General features: G+C 59.0%; 17 protein-coding genes. 5 read left to right on the forward strand and 12 right to left on the reverse strand.

Annotation, left to right across the window (positions count from 1 at the left end; translation table 11 throughout):
* Positions 1–5: 5 nt before the first annotated feature.
* The 6 genes from GPK89_RS05920 to GPK89_RS05945 form a co-directional block, all read right to left on the reverse strand.
* Complete coding sequence (locus tag GPK89_RS05920; protein ID WP_215691992.1) at positions 6–479, reverse strand: hypothetical protein; 474 nt, start codon at positions 477–479, stop codon at positions 6–8.
* A complete protein-coding gene (locus tag GPK89_RS05925) occupies positions 476–1,363 on the reverse strand; it encodes an ATPase, T2SS/T4P/T4SS family (protein ID WP_215691993.1) in 888 nt (295 codons plus the stop codon). The genes GPK89_RS05920 and GPK89_RS05925 overlap by 4 nt, the downstream gene beginning before the upstream one ends.
* A gap of 172 nt (positions 1,364–1,535) precedes the next feature.
* Entirely contained in the window at positions 1,536–3,527 is a 1,992-nt protein-coding gene (gene ligA, locus GPK89_RS05930; protein ID WP_215691994.1) for an NAD-dependent DNA ligase LigA, read from the reverse strand.
* A gap of 69 nt (positions 3,528–3,596) precedes the next feature.
* Complete coding sequence (locus GPK89_RS05935) at positions 3,597–4,226, reverse strand: sporulation protein YunB (protein ID WP_215691995.1); 630 nt, start codon at positions 4,224–4,226, stop codon at positions 3,597–3,599.
* 78 nt (positions 4,227–4,304) lie between these two features.
* Positions 4,305–4,841 carry an NADH peroxidase gene (locus tag GPK89_RS05940; protein WP_078783802.1) on the reverse strand — a complete coding sequence of 179 codons (537 nt, stop codon included), beginning with the start codon at positions 4,839–4,841 and terminating at the stop codon, positions 4,305–4,307.
* A gap of 120 nt (positions 4,842–4,961) precedes the next feature.
* Complete coding sequence (locus tag GPK89_RS05945) at positions 4,962–5,495, reverse strand: Gx transporter family protein (RefSeq protein ID WP_252261500.1); 534 nt, start codon at positions 5,493–5,495, stop codon at positions 4,962–4,964.
* Between the two features lie 292 nt (positions 5,496–5,787).
* On the opposite strand from GPK89_RS05945, the gene GPK89_RS05950 reads away from it, so the two are divergent.
* The 3 genes from GPK89_RS05950 (at position 5,788) to GPK89_RS05960 (ending at position 9,059) form a co-directional block, all read left to right on the forward strand.
* Positions 5,788–6,384 carry a DUF4358 domain-containing protein gene (locus GPK89_RS05950; RefSeq protein ID WP_215691996.1) on the forward strand — a complete coding sequence of 199 codons (597 nt, stop codon included), beginning with the start codon at positions 5,788–5,790 and terminating at the stop codon, positions 6,382–6,384.
* A gap of 76 nt (positions 6,385–6,460) precedes the next feature.
* Positions 6,461–7,855, forward strand: a complete 1,395-nt coding sequence (locus GPK89_RS05955; protein WP_215691997.1) for an MBOAT family O-acyltransferase — start codon at positions 6,461–6,463, stop codon at positions 7,853–7,855.
* Positions 7,856–7,871: 16 nt separating this feature from the next.
* A complete protein-coding gene (locus GPK89_RS05960; protein ID WP_215691998.1) occupies positions 7,872–9,059 on the forward strand; it encodes a DHHW family protein in 1,188 nt (395 codons plus the stop codon).
* A 233-nt stretch (positions 9,060–9,292) separates the two neighbouring features.
* On the opposite strand, the gene GPK89_RS05965 is transcribed toward GPK89_RS05960, so the two are convergent.
* Genes GPK89_RS05965 through GPK89_RS05975 form a run of 3 tightly spaced genes read right to left on the reverse strand, consistent with a single transcriptional unit; the run spans position 9,293 to position 12,610 of the window.
* On the reverse strand, positions 9,293–10,207 hold the full coding sequence (locus tag GPK89_RS05965) for a hypothetical protein (protein WP_215691999.1): 915 nt from the start codon (positions 10,205–10,207) through the stop codon (positions 9,293–9,295).
* Positions 10,177–11,175 carry a hypothetical protein gene (locus GPK89_RS05970; RefSeq protein ID WP_215692000.1) on the reverse strand — a complete coding sequence of 333 codons (999 nt, stop codon included), beginning with the start codon at positions 11,173–11,175 and terminating at the stop codon, positions 10,177–10,179. The genes GPK89_RS05965 and GPK89_RS05970 overlap by 31 nt, the downstream gene beginning before the upstream one ends.
* Positions 11,165–12,610, reverse strand: coding sequence for a spore germination protein (locus GPK89_RS05975; protein WP_215692001.1), 1,446 nt, complete (start codon positions 12,608–12,610; stop codon positions 11,165–11,167). The genes GPK89_RS05970 and GPK89_RS05975 overlap by 11 nt, the downstream gene beginning before the upstream one ends.
* A gap of 67 nt (positions 12,611–12,677) precedes the next feature.
* Here GPK89_RS05975 and GPK89_RS05980 point away from each other — a divergent pair, with 67 nt between their 5' ends.
* Positions 12,678–13,328, forward strand: a complete 651-nt coding sequence (locus GPK89_RS05980) for a DUF421 domain-containing protein (RefSeq protein WP_215692002.1) — start codon at positions 12,678–12,680, stop codon at positions 13,326–13,328.
* A 9-nt stretch (positions 13,329–13,337) separates the two neighbouring features.
* The gene (locus GPK89_RS05985; protein ID WP_215692003.1) at positions 13,338–13,706 is read left to right on the forward strand and encodes a DUF4363 family protein; all 369 of its coding nucleotides are present in this window, start codon (positions 13,338–13,340) and stop codon (positions 13,704–13,706) included.
* Here the strand turns inward: GPK89_RS05985 and nrdR are convergent.
* From nrdR to GPK89_RS06000, 3 genes are read right to left on the reverse strand one after another with little or no spacing between them, the layout of a single operon-like run.
* On the reverse strand, positions 13,686–14,159 hold the full coding sequence (gene nrdR, locus GPK89_RS05990; protein ID WP_215692004.1) for a transcriptional regulator NrdR: 474 nt from the start codon (positions 14,157–14,159) through the stop codon (positions 13,686–13,688). The genes GPK89_RS05985 and nrdR overlap by 21 nt on opposite strands.
* Positions 14,160–14,185: 26 nt before the next feature.
* Positions 14,186–16,498: a protein translocase subunit SecF gene (gene secF / locus GPK89_RS05995; protein ID WP_215692005.1), complete on the reverse strand. Its 2,313-nt coding sequence runs from the start codon at positions 16,496–16,498 to the stop codon at positions 14,186–14,188.
* A gap of 53 nt (positions 16,499–16,551) precedes the next feature.
* Entirely contained in the window at positions 16,552–17,835 is a 1,284-nt protein-coding gene (locus GPK89_RS06000) for an aminotransferase class I/II-fold pyridoxal phosphate-dependent enzyme (RefSeq protein WP_215692006.1), read from the reverse strand.
* Between the last annotated feature and the right edge of the window lie 151 nt (positions 17,836–17,986).

Consider the following 17,986-nt stretch of genomic DNA (forward strand, 5'->3'; position numbering starts at 1 on the left):
ACTCCTTACCACAGCAAAATGGCGGCCAATACGCCCAGACAGCCGCCCAGGCGGGGCCACAGCCGGCGGGCATCGTGGGCGCGGGCGGCAAGCTCGTCGGCCTCGGCCTCACACAGCGCCGCCAACCGGCGCAGCGCGGCACAGGCAGTCAGGCGCGGGGATTCTTCGGCAGCGGCCAGTGTCTCGGCAATCTCTCGGCAAAGGGCATCCGGCAGGCAGTCTGGCGGGCGTAGGGCTGACAGCGCCGCTGTACCCGCAGGGCAGCAGGCGGAAAATGCCGGGCAGCGGGCCGCGCGGGCCAGCAGCTCCGGCCCGGCCAGGGCTTGCGCTTCCAGCAGTTCCGCCAGGTAGGCCAGCAGCCGGGCAAAGGTATGGCACTGCCGCTGCTGCGTGCCGATGCGGGCGGCTGCGGCAAACCCACCGCCAGCCCCGGCTAAAATCAATAGCAGCGCCCCGGCAGTGCGCAGAAAAACCGTCACAGCGCCACCCACCGAACCACGGTGCCGGGCTGCGCACGGCCCGACAAAAAAGCTGCTTTTTCAAATGCGCCTGTGGCGAGCAACTGTGCCAGCTGGGGCTTTTTGCGCAGACCCTCGGGGCTGTCGCAATGCACGGTGGCGAGAAAGATGACCCCCGAGGCCACGCCCTGCGCTATGGCCTCTGCGTCCCCCGGTGTGCCCAGCTCGTCACAGACGATGATGCGCGGGTTCATGCAGCGCAGCGCCATGGCAATGCCCTCGGCCTTGGTGCAGCGGGCGTAGACGTCGCAGCGTATCCGCGCGGCGCGTGGCAGGCTGCCGCTCTCGCAGGCCATCAGTTCCCCGCGCTCGTCGATGACGCTGACGATGGTCTCCCCTTCGCAGAACTTTTGCACAAGAGATCGCAGCAGTGTGGTTTTGCCGCTGCCCGGCGGGCCGGCCAGCAGCAGACCGCCGGCGGGCGTGGCTATGTAGGCTTCCAACTCCGATGGCAGCGGGCAGGTCAGCCAGCGGGCAATGCGCAGGTTGAGCGACGTCACTGCCGAGAAACCGCCCGGCCCGCGGCACCCAGCCACGCCGATGCGGCAGCCGCCCTGCACAGTGAAATACCCTCGTTTCAACTCGTCCTCATAGGCGTAGACCGAGCGGCGGCAGAGCTGCAAAAAGCAGTCACGCAGAGCCTCGGCATCCAATACGGTGGGCAGCCTGGCACCCGGCAGAAACTTTGCCGCCGGACATAGGCGGCCCTGCATCGTGAACAGCACGGGCTGCCCCAGCCGCAGGCGTATTTCCTGGACATACGGCGCGTAGTGGATATCCAGTTTTTCCAACGGTGCGCGCAGTGCGGGTGGTAGGCTTTGCAGCAGGCGGTAATACTCGTCCATCGTTTCTTCACCTCACACTGCCACTGTATGATGCCGCGCGGGCGGATAGAACAAAAAAGAGGACATCCCCGAATGGAAATGTCCAGTAGAAAAGTGTGATGTTTTGTGGGTCATCGAGGATGCCGATACTTACGGTTGTAGGGGAGCATTCTATATGCGATGCGTCCGCGCGTTATTGGTCGTTTTCCTCAATCAGCCTATACAGCCCGGCCTCGTCCAATACCGGAATGCCCAGTGTCTGGGCTTTGGTTAATTTGGAACCGGCGGCCTCACCGGCCACAACGTAGCTCGTCTTTTTGCTGACAGACCCTGCCGCCTTGCCGCCGTTCTGGGTGATGAGGGCTTCGGCTTCCTGACGGGAGAGCGTCGGCAACGTGCCGGTCACGACCAGCGTCATACCGGCCAGCGCTGTGCCCTTCTTTTCGCCGGTCCACTGCATATTCACGCCGTCGTCGGCCAGGCGGCGCAGCAGGTCGGTCGTTCCGTCCTTTGCAAAAAATTCCAGCACGCTCTGGGCCATGACCTCGCCAAAGCCGTCGATCTCGCACATCTGTTCGGCCGTGGCCTGGCGAAGTGCGTCCATGCTGCCGAAATGCTCGCCCAGCAGTGCGGCGGCCTTGTCGCCGATGTTGCGGATGCCCAGGCCGAAAATCAACTTGTCGAGGTTGTTGCGCTTGGAACCCTCAATGGCATTCAGCAAATTCTGCACGCTCTTTTTCTTGAACTTGTCTAAGGTAAGCAGCTGTTCCTCAGTTAAGGTGTACAGATCGGCCACGGTGCTGACCAGCCCTTTGTCGATGAGCTGCACGGCCACAGCCTCGCCCAGGCCGTCAATGGCCATGGCGTTGCGGGACGCAAAGTGGATGAGGTTGCGCAGGCTTTGGGCCGGGCACTCGGGGTTGACGCAGCGCAGGGCCGTTTCGTCCTGCAAATGCACGACCGGTGCGCCACAGCTGGGGCAGACCGTGGGCATCGTGAAAGTCTTGCTGCCCGGCAGCCGGGCCGAAACGCCAATGACTTCGGGGATGATGTCCCCCGCTTTGCGCACCTTGATGGTATCGCCAATGCCAACGCCGAGGTTTGCAATGATATCGCCGTTGTGCAGACTGGCGCGGGAAACGCTGGTGCCCGCCAAGAAAATCGGGTCAAACACCGCCGTCGGCGTCAGTACGCCGGTGCGGCCGACGGTGACTTCAATATCACGGACGACGCTCTCTTTAACCTCAGGCGGATACTTAAATGCAATCGCCCAGCGCGGGAACTTGTTCGTGCTGCCCAGCGTGCGGCGGGCGGCCAGGTCGTTGACCTTGATGACTGCGCCGTCAATGTCAAATTCCAGCGTGCCGCGGGCTTCGCCGATGGATTCAATTTCTTTGATGGCGTCCTCGATATTCTCAAACACGCTGTACCGCGGTGATACCGGGAACCCCAGCGTTTTGATGTAGTCAAGCGTTTCATGGTGAGTCTTGAAGGTTCGACCCTCGCACTGCTGCAAGTTGAACACAAAGATGGACAATCCGCGTTCTGCCGTGATTTTGGAATCCTTCTGCCGCAGAGAACCGGCCGCCGCATTGCGGGGATTTTTGAAGGGCGTTTTGTCCTCAAGCTCCTGCTGTTCTTTCAGTTTAAAGAATGCCGAGTGCGGCATATAGACTTCGCCGCGCACCTCCAAAAAGTCCGGCGCGTCGGGCAGTTCGTGCGGGATGTCTTTGATGGTCATGATGTTCTCGGTCACATCCTCGCCCACAACGCCGTCGCCGCGGGTCGAGCCGCGCACGAGCTGGCCCATGCGGTATTCAAGGCTGACCGAAAGGCCATCGATTTTCGCCTCGACGACATACTCCGGCTCGATGCCAGCCTCGCGCACGCGGGTGTCAAACTCCCGCAGCTCGTCAAACGAGAATGCGTCCTGCAAACTCTCCATCTTGACGGCGTGCGTTACCTTGCTGAATTTGCTGCTGGCCGTGCCGCCGACATGCTGCGTGGGCGAGGACGCTGTGACCAGCTCAGGGTATTCAGCCTCGATTTGCTTTAACTCCCGGTTCAGGGCGTCGTACTCGAAATCTTCCAGCTCGGGGGCGTCCTGGTCGTAATAAAGGCGGTTGTTTTTTTCTATGATGACGCGCAGTTCTTCGGCGCGTTTGCGGGCTTGCTCAAGTTCCATACTGTTCCACTCCGTTTGTTGGTATCACTTTAGTATACCACACTGCACAGAGAAACTTCAACAATCAAATCAAATCCCGGCGTAGGCGCTCGGGGTATCGCCGCCAATCAGCACACTTGCCAATGGGTAGTCGGCGTATACGGTCAGCGTGGCGGTGCTGCCGTCCAGAATCATATTGACGGTGACGGACAGCTGCAAAACTGCGCTGTATCGTGTGGTATTGATGGATAAAGACTCCGTCGCTTCCCGGATATGCCCCTCCGCGTAGCCCTTGGGCTGTACCTGCATCCGCCAGCCCGGGCCAAGGCCGCTGAGCAGTGAGTTGTTCGTCAGGCTGCCGAAAGGAATCGTGAAATTTTCCTCCGGCAAAGCGTTCATTTCCTCCTGCACGGCGCTGACAAGGCGCAGCTGCGCGGCCCCGGCGGCTGCTGCGTCCAGACTGACGATGCCGCCGCTCTGCACAAACAGCGCATCGGTAAGGGACGCATCCGCTGCGAGCGCCGCTGCCACGGCCCGATTGACGGCCTGCACGGTGGCGGCGCGAGCTTCGTATTCGGCCAGCTCGTGCAGAGTGGGTTTGATGACTGTGTTGACATAGCGGTTCAGCCACAGCCCTCCCGCCAGCAGAGACGCCGCCAGCAGCCACAAAACCCCGCGCAGCTGCGCCCGTCGCATGGCTTTTACACTGCACCGCCGCATGGCACCACCCCCGGCGTATCCTATGCAAAAACGCCCCGGAGCGTTCAAACTCCGGGGCGCAGTGTGCTTTAGGTATGATTATTTGAAGTAGCGGTCCAGCAGGCCCTGCATACCGCGGCCATGACGGGCCTCGTCCTTTGCCATCTCGTGGACGGTGTCATGGATGGCATCGAGGTTCAGCTCCTTAGCCTTCTTGGCAAGGTCCATCTTGCCGGCGCAGGCGCCACACTCGGCGTCAACGCGCATCTGCAGGTTCTTCTTGGTGCTGTCGGTCAGGACCTCACCCAGCAGCTCGGCAAACTTGGAAGCGTGCTCGGCCTCCTCGAAAGCGTAGCGCTTCCAAGCCTCGGCGATCTCGGGGTAGCCCTCGCGGTCAGCGACGCGGCTCATAGCCAGGTACATGCCGACCTCGCTGCATTCGCCGTTGAAGTTCTCACGCAGACCCTGCTTGATTTCCTCGGGAACATCCTTGGCGATGCCGACGACATGCTCGGTCACGTAGGTGTTGTCCTTCTTCTCAATAAATTTGGATGCCGGGGCCTTGCAGACCGGGCAGAACTCGGGAATAGAACCCTCAGCGATATAACCACAAACGGTGCAAACGTACTTCGTCATAAGAATTGCCTCCTGTTATTTTGTAATAGCTCCTAGGACACATTCCTGTGTCTGTGGCTATATTATACGATACGTTCACAGGTTTGTCAATAGCGATTTTATACTTTTTAAGAAATAATCTTAATTTTTGAAAGGACTCCCCTTCCGCTGCTGCCCGGCGGAACTGGGCAGCGCGGTGAACAGTGCTTTGGTCAGCACACAGCTGATGCCGCCAACGATCAGCCCGGCCGCCAGCAGCACCGGCGCATAGGCAAGCGCCATGCCGCTGGACAGGAGGATGGCTGCCCCCATCAGCTGGCCGAGGTTGTGCGCCAGCGCCCCACAGGTGCAGAATATGTACCCGCTGACCCCGGGCAGATGCAGCAGCAAAAGATACGCGGCCAGCGCCAGCGCCCCGCCGCATAAGGAAAGAAAACCAGCGGTCACGCCGCGCGCCAGAAAGGCAAACAGTGCCTTGAGCACCACCAGCAATACCGCCGTGCGGGTGCGCAGGAACAGCAGCGCGTACATGACCACAATATTGGACAGCCCTAACTTAATGGCAGGCATCAGCCCCAGTAGGGGCGATACCATGGATTCCAGCCAGGACAGTGCGATGGCAAGGGCAAACAGCATCCCGGTCCATGCGGTCTCGCGGGCTTTTGGATTGCGCATCTGGCAGTTCACTTCCTCATAGTATAGGGGTCGATGTTCACCATCGACCCGCGGGCGGAGGCGAGCATCCGCTCTTACAAATCTGGTTTTTACTTTGTCTTGAATATACCCTGCCGAAGGGCGGTTTGTCAAGGCATAAAAAGTTTACATATTTTTGCTGCCGGGCGGCTTGTGTTTCGCCCAAAACATCTTGAAAAAAACAGCCAAATAGTGTATCCTTATAAAAGTATGGGAAAACTGTACCTATACGTGAGGGAAAACCTTACCGAAATATAAAAGGAGAATTTCACCTATGAAAAAACTGATTCCTGTGATTCTGTGCTGCGCTATGCTGCTGGCTGCCTGCGGTTCTACTGCAGACAGCACTCCTGCCGCCAGCGAGAGCACTTCCGTTGCTGCTTCTTCCGAGGCTGCTTCTTCTGAGGAAACCACTGCTATTGGCAGTGCAGACGGCTCGACTGAGAGTGTCGTGAGCGATGAAGCCAACACCGCCAACCTTGATGCCGCCGTTGCCGCTATCGAGGCTGTCAACCCCATCGCCAACCCCCGTGCGCTGGACGACTTCTCTGTGGAGAATGAGCTGATGCTGACGATGGACAACCTCGTCGGCTACAAGGGCGACGTCACCAACGACCAGGCAGATTGCGGCCTTGTCTTTGTGGCCCAGGCCAAGGACGGCCAGGTTGACGCTGTGAAGGCCGAGCTGGAAGCCTACAAAGAGAGCCTGTCCGCTAACGACCTGTACGCCGAGTTTGCCGACAAGATTGCCCTGGCGAAGGACGCCCGCATTGTGACCAACGGCAACTATGTCGCTATCGTCATTGCCGGTATCGCTAACCCGGACTACGCCCCCATCGACACCGCGCTGGAGACGGCCCTCAACTTCTAAAAGATGACCCGATGCAGGGCCGCTGCCGTTCGGCAACGGCCCTTTTTTAACATGATTCAAAAGAAGGGAGTACGCCATGGTTTTTAACAGTGTGGTGTTCCTGTTCTGCTTTCTGCCGCTTTCCCTGCTGCTGTATTATCTGGTGCCCGGCCGCGCCAAAAATGCAGTGCTGCTGGCAGAAAGCCTGATTTTCTACTGCTGGACCGGCATTGAATTTCTGCCGCTGATTGCAGCGCTTATCGTGTTCAACTACCTGTGGGCGCTGCTGACAGCCAAGACCGGGGCTAAGCTGCGCGGTCTGCTGCCAGCCGTGGCGGTGCTGGTCAACCTGGGAGTATTGGTGTATTTCAAGTATGCCAACTTTCTGATCGACACGCTGAATCAAATCGGACATTTTGGCATTGCAGCCCTGAATATCGGCGCGGTGCTGCCGCTGGGCATCAGCTATTACATCTTTAAAATCATCAGCTATGAGGTCGATGTCTACACGGGCAAAATCAAACCGGAGAAAAATTTCCTGACGTTTGCGGTGTATGTCCTCTTCTTCCCGCAGCTTATTGTCGGGCCTATCGTGAAATATCGCGAGATGGCCGACCAGCTGCACGATGGCCAAAACCGCTGCACGCTGGCAAAGGCCCAGCGAGGTGCGGAACTATTCGTGTTCGGCCTCGCAAAAAAAGTCATTCTGGCGGATTCCATCGGTGCGCTGTGGACTGATATCATCGGTGGGGGTGGCGTGGGGCTGGCGAATGTCTCGACCCCGCTGGCATGGCTGGGCATTATCGCGTACAGTTTGCAGCTGTATTTCGACTTCGCCGGTTACAGTGAGATGAGCAACGGCCTGGCTGCTCTGCTTGGCTTTGATTGCCCGGCCAACTTCAATCTGCCGTATATCTCCGGTAGCATCACCGAATTTTGGCGGCGCTGGCATATCACGCTTTCGGGCTGGTTCCGGGATTACATCTACATTCCCTTGGGCGGCAACCGCAAAGGCGCGGCGCGGCAGCTTTTTAATATGTTCCTGGTCTGGGCGGCTACCGGCATCTGGCATGGCGCCAGCTGGAACTTTATCGCCTGGGGACTTTACTACTTTGTGCTGCTGACCATTGAAAAGAACTTTTTGATGAAATACCTGAAAAGGGGCAAAGTCTGGCCGCACATCTACACGCTGTTCTTTGTGGTACTGGGCTGGGGCATCTTTACGGCCAATCAGCCCGGCGCACCGCTGGGCTTGCTGCTGCAAAAGCTGTTTGTGCCCCAGGGCGGCATTGCCCCGCTGTACTACCTGCGCAACTATGGTGTGCTGCTGGCGCTGGGCTGCGTCTGCTCGTCCACTTTGCCCAGCTGGCTGTGGGCAAAAATCAGCAAAAACACGGCGGCCAAGCTCATTGTGTTTGCGTTGCTGACCGTGCTGTGCGTCTGTTACGTGGTGGCTGCCACGAATGCTACGGCGCTGTACGCGAATTTCTGAGAGGAGGAATGGCTGTATGTCTACGAAAGTTGTCTACCGTAAAGACAGCGGCAAACGCCGCCCGGGCTATGCGCTGCTATTCCTCTGCGGTGCGCTGTTGTTTGGCTTTTCACTGGTGAACCTGCTGTGGCCCAAGCGCACCCAGCTGGAATTGGAAAACCGCAAGGCAGCGCCCTTTCCGGCGTTCAGCGTCAGTACGCTGCTGGACGGCAGCTGGCAGAGCGGCTTCTCCCGCTGGATGCAGGATCAGTTTGCCTTCCGTGACGCAGCGGTCAACACCCAGCGCGCGGCGGATGAGGTGCTGTTTCAGAAAGTGGAGGAAGGCGGCATCCTGCTGGGCAAGGACCACTGGATGTTTACAAAGCTGTTCACCGTGGACGATGCCACGAAGAAGCAGCTGGACAAAAATATCACGGCAGTCAGCGATTTTGCCGCAAATCACCCGGGCAAAGTCACCTTCCTGCTGGCACCGTCGGCCAGTGTCATCTACCCCGAAGCGCTCCCCCTGGGCGCACCGATGGTAGATGAAAACGCAATGCTCGATGACATCTTTGCAAAAATCGGCCAGAATGCCGATGCCATTGATCTGCGGGAACCGTTCACTGAATTAAAGGACGAGTACCTGTATTTCAAGACCGACCACCACTGGACGCCCAACGGTGCGTACCACGCCTACGAGCAGTTCTGTACACTGAAGGGCCTGACGCCCTTTGACCGCACCGCACATGAGGCTGTGACGGTGACAGATTTCCAGGGCACGCACTACTCAGCCACGCGTCTGTGGAATGTGCAGAATGACGAGATCACCTACTACCCGCTGGACAGCCTGATGACGGTTTACAAAATCACCGGCGAGGCCCAGTACGAGCCGGACAAGACCGAGAACATTGTGAATGCCGATAAATTTGCCACCCGCGACAAGTATGCGGCGTTCCTGGACGGCAACAACGGCTATTCGACGATCGAGGGCAGCGGCACCGGCAGTATTCTGGTGGTGAAGGACAGCTACGCCAACAGCTTTATCCCCTATCTGACCGAGAATTATGCCAAGATCGGCGTGGTGGATTTCCGCAATTTCAAGTACGGCCTCGACTCGACGATCGAGAAAGAGGGCTATAACGAAGTGCTGGTGCTTTACAACTTCCAGACCTTCATCGCGGACACGAATTTGATCTATATTTCGCGGCCATCGACGATACAGTAAAAAACGAAGGCGAGCCTGAACGTTTCGTGAAACGTTCAGGCTCGTTTTTTGTATGGATGTGCGATGGCAGGGCGTCGAGGACGCCGCCTCCTGCAACAAATGTGATATATGCCTCCCAGGCCGTGTTCCATATTGCTGCCGCATTAAAACGCAGCCGTATTGTAGGGGCCGGGCATGCCCGGCCCTCGGCCTATGGGGAGCCGCTTTCTTGCGTGCGGATATGGAATTCGCCTCTACTCAAAAACAACGGCCAATGTGGGTGCCGGAGCTTCCCTTCCCACGCCATACAAATTCTCATGCCAGAATTGCAAATGGAAAAAATCAGCTTTGGCATCGTTGGTCAGCGCGGCGAAAGCGTGCTGCAACTCTGCGCAGAGAAACCCCTGCAAATCGTCATCCGCATCGGCCAGGGATTGCAGCGTACAATCCCGCAGATGCAGCTGCACGGCGGTATCCTCTACGGTCACATTGACTTCGCTTTTGCAGAGCGCCTGCCCATCGTGGTACGCCGAAAAAAAATTATCTGCCTGCCCGCAGAGCACCGCCGCCAGTTGGGCAGGCAGACCACTGACGCGCCTGGCGGGGGCATCCTTTGCCAGCAGGTAAAAATCATACCCACTGTCGGTGCGGTAGCCGGGCACAGCACAGCCGTCGGCCTGGGTAAAGAGCTGCTGCAAGCCGCAGTGCAGGGCGTATTCCTGCTCCACGGCCTTCATGTCCTCATATAGATTCGCGGCGTCCTGCGCCCAGCTGTGGGCGGCATCGTCCAGCACAAATACAGACAGCTCCGGTGCTGGCTGGGCTTTGTCATACAATAGTGTGCCCAGGGTCTGCGCTGTCTGCCAGTCTGAGCCCGGCGGCAGGGCGGCCAGATCCAGCAGGCCGTAATAGAGCTGCCCGGGCAGCGTGTCCTCAGTCCGGTGCAGGGCCTGGGCAGGCGTTGCACCCCGGGCGCTGGCGGTCTTGTAGTGTACACCGTCCTCCCCGCCGTTTTGGTCGGCCAGCAGCAGGCAGACCGAATACTGCCCCTGCTGCTGCGCAAAAAACACAGCGCGGACGATCTCCCGTTCAGAAAGCGCCTGCCCGCAGCCACAGAGCAGCACGGCAACACACAAAATCAGGCACGCCTTAACTTTTTGCACAGACACGCGGCGGCACCTCCCATCCAGGTCAGAACGACAAAGCCCCAGGTCATAGTGCTGCGCAGCGGCAGCGCGGCGTCCAGGTCAAGCTTGCGCAGCACGGCGCAGAGCAGCCAGATACCGCCAAGGTACAGCGGGAACCGGTCCAGTCCGGCGGCGCTGTTTTCGGCCTTGCTCTGCCCGCCCAGCAGCCGCACCAGCGCATAGAGATACAGCGCCAGCTTGACCGTGACCGCCATGACCCACAAAATAAATTGCAGCCACTCCAGCCGATTGAAAATCGAAAGCGCCCCGCACCGCGCGGCGGCGTGTACGGGGTCAATCCGCAGCGGCATGGCCGCGCCGTAGAACAGCTCCAAAAGCAGGTGCATCCCCACGTCAAAGGCCAGTGTATACCCGGCCAGCCGCAGCAGCGCGTGGCGGCCACGCTTGTCCTGCTCGGGCCAGAGGGCGGGCAGCAGATACTCCGGGTAGAGCGTCAGCTGGTCTTTTGCGGCAGCGCGAAAATCCCCCTGCGTCAGCGGTGCAGTCTGCAAATTCGTCACCCGCAGGCGCGGCAGTACGGAGACCAGCATCACGGCGGTGACGAGGACCAACAGGCACAAAACGGCGTGGGCCGTCTGGGACAGCGCCGACACCCGCCGCAGATAGACGACCGGCAGCACACAGAGCAGGCAGACCGATGTCAGCGTGACAGCACCGGGGTACAGCCGCCCCGCCAGCTGCCACAGGCGCAGAAGCTCTAGTACCGAGGTATAGAAGAGCAGCGCCCCGAACAGCAATTTGTACACCGGGTCGGCGGCCAGCCGCCAGCATCGGGCGAACAGCCAGCCGGCGGCGGCCAGTATTGGCACGCAGACCAGCGCCGCCGCCAGCCCGGCCCGGGGCCAGTAGGCTGTCTGGCTGCGCAGCAGCACGTTGACCAGCAGGCTGATCAGCAGTGCCGCAAACAGGCTTGGGCATTCACGTTTCATCGCGGCTGAGCACCTCCCTGGACTGGGCCAAGCGGCTCCAGATGCTGCGCACAAAGCCGTCCCGCAGGCTGGCGTGGGTGGGCGGCAGCAGCGGGTAGAGGTAGTCATACCCGAATGGCTCACTGCCGCAGGCCATGGCTAAAATCGTCAGCGCGGCGCAGGCCAGCCCTAGCACGCCGAAGCACCCGGCCAGCAGAATAACAGCAAAGCGGAACAAAATCGTCTGCTCGTACAGCGACGGCACAGCCAGCGTGGCAATGGTAGCAGCCGCGGCCATCGTTAAAACTGGTACGCTGACGATACCCGCACTGACGGCGGTCTCGCCGATGATGAGCGCCCCCACGAGGCTGACGGTGTGACTGATGGACTGCGGTGCGCGCAACCCGGCTTCGCGCACGATCTCCAATAACAGCGTCACGCAGAGCATTTCCATCATCGGCGGCAGCGGCGTCGATGTCTCCCCCTGGGCGAGCTTGGTCAACAGCTGGATGGGGATGATCTCCGGCGCAAAGGCCACGGCCATGACGTACAGACCCGGCCCGAATACGGCCAACAGAAATGCCAGATATTTTAAAATGCGGATCAGTCCCGCAAACACGGCACTGGAGGCGTAGTCGTCAAGGCACTCGAAATGCTCGGCAAAAAAGCTGGGGATGATGAGCGCGTAGGGGCAGCCCGCCACCAGCACAACGGCCTTGCCCTCGCACAGGCGGGCGCAGGCCGTGGCCGGGCGCTCGGTGTAGGCGGCAGCCGGGAACAGATTGAGCTTGTCCTGCTTGAGGAAAGACGCAAAGTAGGCGCTATCCAAAAGAACGGGTATCTCTACCGCGGCCAGCCGCGCCCGCAGTGCGTCAATGGTCTCCTGCGGGGCCAGGCGGCTGTCATAGCACAGGCAGTATTCGGTCTTGGCGCGGGTGCGGGCTGTGTAAATTTCTGCCGCCAGTGTCCCGGTGCGGAGCTGCCGCCGCAGCAGCGAAATGTTATTGCGCAAAAGCTCAGTGAACGCTTCCTGCGGCCCGCGCAGGTTGCCCTCGCCGGTGGGCGTCGAGACAGACCGCTGCGGCATTTCCTGGGTCGAAAACGCCACGGCCTTGGCAACGCCTTCAATCAGCAGCACGGACAGGCCGTTGGAGAGCATTTCTATAAGTGTCGTCTCGTCGGTGATGGCGTCCGGCTCAGCCGGGATGCGGCTTTGGGTCAGCAAGTAGTCGCACAGCCCCTCCCCGCCGCCCAGCATGGCCGGGTCGCGGTCCAGCATATCCAGCGCCATACGGCAGAGCTTTTCCGGTGAGGATAGCCCGGTGAACATAATGGCGGCGCAGGGTACGCCCGCGATCATCAGGCGCTTTGTATAGAAATCATCAGAATGACCAAACATTTCATCGAGAAACGCAAGGTTTGCATCCAGCGAACGGTTCAGCGGTTTTTGCGGCATCGGTGTTCCCCCTCTCACGCAAAATAGTGTTGCCGCTTTCGCCGGGATTTATGAGGAGGTGGCCCGAATGATTTCTTCGGTCGTGCGTACAGTGCTGGTGTACCTGGCCGTGGTGGTGGCTATGCGGCTGATGGGCAAGCGCCAGCTGGGTGAATTGCAGCCCTCCGAGCTGGTGACGACGCTGCTGATCTCCAACGTCGCGTCCATCTGCATCGATGAGCCTGACCTGCCGCTGTCGGCGAGTCTCGTGCCGATTTTTTTAATAACTGCGCTGGAAATTCTAAACTCAACACTTGTCTGGTTCTGCCCGAAATATGCCCAGCTCCTCTTGGGCAAACCGGTAACGATCATCCGCAACGGCGAGATACAGCAAAATGAATTGGCCCAGCTTCGCATCACGGCGTCCGATTTGGCCGAGGCACTGCGCGGCAAGGATATTTTCTCGCCCGAGGATGTCTACTGGGGTGTGGTGGAGCCGAACGGCAGCATCACGGCCGCGCCCATGCCACAGGACGGCGAGGCCCCGCCCATGCTGCCACTGCTCATCGATAAGGCGGTTTACAAAGAAAATCTCGCCTTTTTCGGCATGGATGCTGCCGCACTGGACGCTCTGCTGGTCCGACAGAACGTAACCCGGGAAAAGGTGCTCATGCTGCTTTACAACGGTGAAAAGATCGTATTGATACAGAAAAAGGCCGCCCCCAAAGGGACGGCCTGAAAGGTGCTTATGAAACGGAACTGGTATGCAGCCGCAATTTTGCTGGTGCTCTGCCTGCTGCTGTACCTGGCGGGGCGGTACGTGACCGACACCACCGATGCCATGCAGGCGGGTGTGCAGCGGGCTTATGCCTTGGCGGAACAGGGCGACTACCCTGCCGCCCGCGCAGCCTATGCGCAGACGACCTGGCGGGCCGAGCGCGACAGCGCCTTGCTGGCGCTGCTGGTGCGGCGCAACATTATCGACCAGCTGAACCAGACGATGGCGGTGCTGCCGCCCTGTGCCGAAGCGGACAGCCTGGCCGACCTAGAAATGGAGACGCAGCGCGCCTGTGCCCAGATAGCCCAGGTGCGGCAATCATTTTTCGGCGGGTTTTGAGCGGCTGTCCAACATGTCCTTCAGTTCTTCCATGAAGGTGTTGACGTCGCTGAACTGGCGGTAGACAGAGGCAAAGCGCACGTAGGCGACATCGTCCATCTGCTTGAGCTCCTGCATAGCCAGGTCGCCGATATGGATGGAGGAAACCTCGCGGTCGTAAGAGTTGAGCAGCTGCTGCTCAATGCGGTCTACGGCAGCGTCCAGCTGGGTGTAGCTGACAGGGCGCTTCTCGCAGGCGCGCAGCATACCATTCAGCAGCTTCTGGCGATCAAAGACCTCGCGGGAACGGTCTTTCTTCACGACCATCAGCGGGACCGTCTCGACAATCTCGTAGGTGGTAAAGCGCTTTTTGCAGTTCAGGCACTCACGGCGGCGGCGAATCTTTTCGCCATCCTCCGTCGGGCGGGAATCGATGACCTTGGAATCCACTTCACCGCAGTAGGGGCATTTCATATCGGGTACCCTCCTTTTCTACAAGCTCAAGCCTTCTTGGGGGCCTTCTTCTTGTTCTTCCAGTCGACCCACAGCGGCGTAGCAATGCAAATCGTGCTGTACACACCGCTGACCATACCGAACAGCAACGGGAACGCGAAGGAGTAGATGCTGTCCAGACGGTAGATGACGGAGATCACGCAGACGACGCCCAGTGCCAGGCAGGTGGTGATGGAGGTCATCAGAGAGCGGGCAAAGCTCTGGTTGATGGACAGGTTGACCAGCTCGGCAAGGCTCATCTGCTTTTTGCCGTACAGGGCGCTGTTCTCACGGATACGGTCGTAGATAACGACGGTATCGTTGATGGAGTAACCCAGGATGGTCAGCAGCGCAGCAATGAAGTTGCCGTTCAGAGGAATGCGCAGGATGACGAACACGCCGAACACGACAAACATATCATGCAGCAGCGCCACAATGGCGGTGGAACCGGCCTTGAGGCCGCCGATTTTGCGGAAACGATAGGCCACATAGAGAAGAATCAGCACACAGGCGGCGACCAGCGCGACGACGCTCTTGAGCAGGAATTCGTTGCCGATGGTGGCATCGACGTTGCTGACCTCATTCTGGGCAAAGTTGTTGTCGGGGTACTGCTCGTTCATGGAGGCCAGCAGGTTGTCCAGCTGCTCGGTGGTCAGTGTGTCGCTGCCGGGCAGGGTGACGGTCAAGGTCTGGTTGCCGGAGATATCAGAGCCGGTCTGCAGGGTCAAATCAGATTTGCCCAGCTCGCTGCCGATGGCGGACTTCAGGTCGTTCAGGTCAACGTCGCCCTCATAGGCCAGCGTGATCATAGAGCCGCCTTTGAACTCAACGTCCATCTTGACGCCGAACACGGCACAGAACACGAGCACAACAGCAATCAGTGCGCAGGAGAAGGTGTAGAACTTCTTGCGGTTGCCGATGAAGTTGATGGAAGGCGTTTTGAAGTTGGCACCGCCCTCCTTCTTGCCGCCGAAGAGCCAGGCTTTGCGCAGCGGCTTGAAGTGGACTGCACCGCGGATCATAACGCGGGTGGCCCAAACGCCGAACACGAAGTTGAGCAGAACACTGGTCAGTAAGGTGAAGCCGAAGGAGTAGATGGTGCCGGCCGTGGAAGGTCCAAACCAGAAGAAGATGGGGTTAAAGACCTTGGCCCAGAAGCCGTCCGTGGGGCCGAAAGCACCCATCAGGATAGCGGCGACGATAACAATGGTCACGTTGCCGTCGATGATGGGGGTCAGACCCATCTTGAAGCCGCTGTTGACAGCGCCCTCCAGGGTCTTGTTCTTGGCAAGCTCTTCCTTGATGCGCTCGGCAGTGATGACGTTTGCGTCAACACCCATGCCGATGCCCAGGATGATACCGGCGATGCCGGGCAGGGTCAGCGTGGAACCCGGGAACACGCTGAAGTAGCCGGAGACGACTGCCAGCGTGGCGGCGACCTGGCCCATCAGGGAGATAACGGCGATGGTGCCGGGCAGACGGTAGCGGAAAATCATCATCAGCGCGACCAGGATGAAGGCGATGATACCGGCCTGCACCATAACGTCCAGGCTCTTGGCGCCCAGCGAGGGGCTGATGGTGGAGTAGCTTTCCGCGGACAGGGCAAACGGCAGAGAACCGGAGTTGATCTGGTTTGCCAGCGTGGAAGCGCTGTCCTGGTCAAAGTTGCCCTTGATGATGGCCTCACCGCCGGTGATGGCCTCGTTGACCGTGGCGGTGGAAATGTTCGAGTCATCCAGCCAGATGGAAATGGTGCCGTTGTTGGCAGCCAGCTCGGTGGTAGCGGCGGCAAAAGCGGACGCACCGTCGGAGTTGAACTTCAGCTGGACGACCCAGCCTTCGGTCTCATTGTAGGCGGCGCTTGCGGAAGCCACGTCGTCACCGCTCAGAATCTCCTCACCCGTGGAGGAAGATCCCTTGCGGAACACCATCTTGGCGGTGGTGCCGATCTCATCGATAGCGGTCTGCGGGTTGAAGTCCGCTTCATCGCTCTTCCAGGGAAAACGCACGATGATACGATTTTTGTTGTTGTCGACGTAGCTCTCGTAGTCGGTGATGCCGAGGCCGACAAGGCGATCCTCGATAACCGTTTTAGCTGCGGCCATCTGGGCATCGGTGGCCTCCACATCGTCGGCAGGCATGAATGTAACGTCCACGCCGCCGCGGATATCGATGCCGAAGCGGATGTCAGATGCCCCCTTGACATAGGCATTCTTGGTGTCGCCGTAGGTATAGCTCACACCCAAAATGGCCGTCAGGGAGAACAGCACGATCAAAATTGCCACGACGAACAACGGCCATGACTTCCCTTTTCTGTTCATAGAAACCTCCAAAAAACTTGCCCGCACCGGCGGGCGGGATAGATTTTTGCCGCTTATTCAGCCTTATCGGCCAGCAGCTTTTCAACAACTGCCAGGCGCACACAGACGCACAGCAGTGCAGAAGCAGTTTCGACCTCGTCGAGGCTCGGATAGGTCGGCGCAATGCGCAGATGCGAGTCATCGGGGTCCTTGTGATAGGGGTAGGCAGAGCCTGCGCCTGTCAGAGTCAGGCCGCAGTCCTTGCACAGCTGGGCCACGCGCTTGGCGCAGCCGGGCATGACGTACAGGCTGATGAAGTAGCCACCCTTGGGGTTCGTCCAGTGGGCGATATCGCCGCAGGGGGTCAGCTCATCAGCAAAGGTGGTTTTGACGGCGTCAAAGCAGGGCACCAGGCGGCGGCGATGCTTGGCCATATGGGCCAGCACACCGGCCTTGTTCTTGAGGAAACGGACGTGGCGCAGTTGGTTCATCTTGTCATAGCTGATAATCATGGTAGAGAACCGCTTGCACATATACTTCATCGAGTTCTCGCTGCAGGCAATGGCAGAAATGCCTGCGCCCGGGAAGGTGATCTTGCTGGTGGACGTGAACATAAAGACACGATCTTCGTTGCCGTACTTCTTGGCCTCGTTCAGCAGGACGGGTGTCTCAATGATCTCATCGGTCAGGTGGTGGACGATGTAAGCCTCGTCCCAGAAAATCTTGAAATCCGGGGCGGCGGTCTTCATAGCGGCGAAGCGGCGGATGGTCTCATCGCTGTACGTGTAGCCGTCGGGGTTGGAGTACTGCGGTACGCACCAGATGCCCTTGATGGTGTCATCGTTGGCGACGAGCTCCTCGATCATGTCCATATCGGGGCCGTCGGGGCTCATGGGTACAGAAATCAGCTCAAAGCCCATTTCCTCGGTGATGGCAAAGTGGCGGTCATAGCCGGGCACCGGGCAGAGGAACTTGCGGTGTTCGACCTGGCCCCAGGGCTTCGGGGACTCCTGAAAGCCGAACATCATGCCGATGGCGACCAAATTGTACATCAGCTGTAGGCTCGAGTTGCCGCCGACGAAAACCTCGCTGGGCTTAACGCCGAACACATCGGCAAACAGGGCGCGGGCCTCGGGAAGGCCCTCCAACTCGCCGTAGTTGCGGGTGTCGAAGCCGCTGTCAGTGATGTAGTTGTCTATCTTGAGCAGATCCATAGCCAGGTCCATCTGGTGAGGGCCGGGTTTGCCGCGTGCCATGTTCAGCTTCAGGCCCATGTCCTGGAACTTTTTGTACTGGGCTTCCAGTGCGGCTTTTTCAGCGGTGAGTTCGTTGCGATCCATTGCAAAATAATCAGCCATAATACGATCCCCCTAAAAAAATATGTACTTTCCCTATTCCCCGCTGCAGCTGCGCCCCTCTATCTTGGCACAATCGCAGGAGTACACTACATTATATACGATTTTTCCGAAATAAACAAGCGCTTTTTGCCATGATTTGCACTTTTTTATG

This window comes from Gemmiger formicilis (assembly GCF_018784445.1).
Lineage (GTDB): Bacteria > Bacillota > Clostridia > Oscillospirales > Ruminococcaceae > Gemmiger.

Excerpts from the sequence above, each read along its gene's own strand:
- GPK89_RS05925 (WP_215691993.1), bottom strand. The coding sequence starts at position 1,363 with ATGGACGAGTATTACCGCCTGCTGCAAAGCCTACCACCCGCACTGCGC.
- ligA (WP_215691994.1), bottom strand. The coding sequence starts at position 3,527 with ATGGAACTTGAGCAAGCCCGCAAACGCGCCGAAGAACTGCGCGTCATC.
- GPK89_RS05935 (WP_215691995.1), bottom strand. The coding sequence starts at position 4,226 with ATGCGGCGGTGCAGTGTAAAAGCCATGCGACGGGCGCAGCTGCGCGGG.
- GPK89_RS05940 (WP_078783802.1), bottom strand. The coding sequence starts at position 4,841 with ATGACGAAGTACGTTTGCACCGTTTGTGGTTATATCGCTGAGGGTTCT.
- GPK89_RS05945 (WP_252261500.1), bottom strand. The coding sequence starts at position 5,495 with ATGCGCAATCCAAAAGCCCGCGAGACCGCATGGACCGGGATGCTGTTT.
- GPK89_RS05950 (WP_215691996.1), top strand. The coding sequence starts at position 5,788 with ATGAAAAAACTGATTCCTGTGATTCTGTGCTGCGCTATGCTGCTGGCT.
- GPK89_RS05955 (WP_215691997.1), top strand. The coding sequence starts at position 6,461 with ATGGTTTTTAACAGTGTGGTGTTCCTGTTCTGCTTTCTGCCGCTTTCC.
- GPK89_RS05960 (WP_215691998.1), top strand. The coding sequence starts at position 7,872 with ATGTCTACGAAAGTTGTCTACCGTAAAGACAGCGGCAAACGCCGCCCG.
- GPK89_RS05970 (WP_215692000.1), bottom strand. The coding sequence starts at position 11,175 with ATGAAACGTGAATGCCCAAGCCTGTTTGCGGCACTGCTGATCAGCCTG.
- GPK89_RS05975 (WP_215692001.1), bottom strand. The coding sequence starts at position 12,610 with ATGCCGCAAAAACCGCTGAACCGTTCGCTGGATGCAAACCTTGCGTTT.
- GPK89_RS05980 (WP_215692002.1), top strand. The coding sequence starts at position 12,678 with ATGATTTCTTCGGTCGTGCGTACAGTGCTGGTGTACCTGGCCGTGGTG.
- GPK89_RS05985 (WP_215692003.1), top strand. The coding sequence starts at position 13,338 with ATGAAACGGAACTGGTATGCAGCCGCAATTTTGCTGGTGCTCTGCCTG.
- nrdR (WP_215692004.1), bottom strand. The coding sequence starts at position 14,159 with ATGAAATGCCCCTACTGCGGTGAAGTGGATTCCAAGGTCATCGATTCC.
- secF (WP_215692005.1), bottom strand. The coding sequence starts at position 16,498 with ATGAACAGAAAAGGGAAGTCATGGCCGTTGTTCGTCGTGGCAATTTTG.
- GPK89_RS06000 (WP_215692006.1), bottom strand. The coding sequence starts at position 17,835 with ATGGCTGATTATTTTGCAATGGATCGCAACGAACTCACCGCTGAAAAA.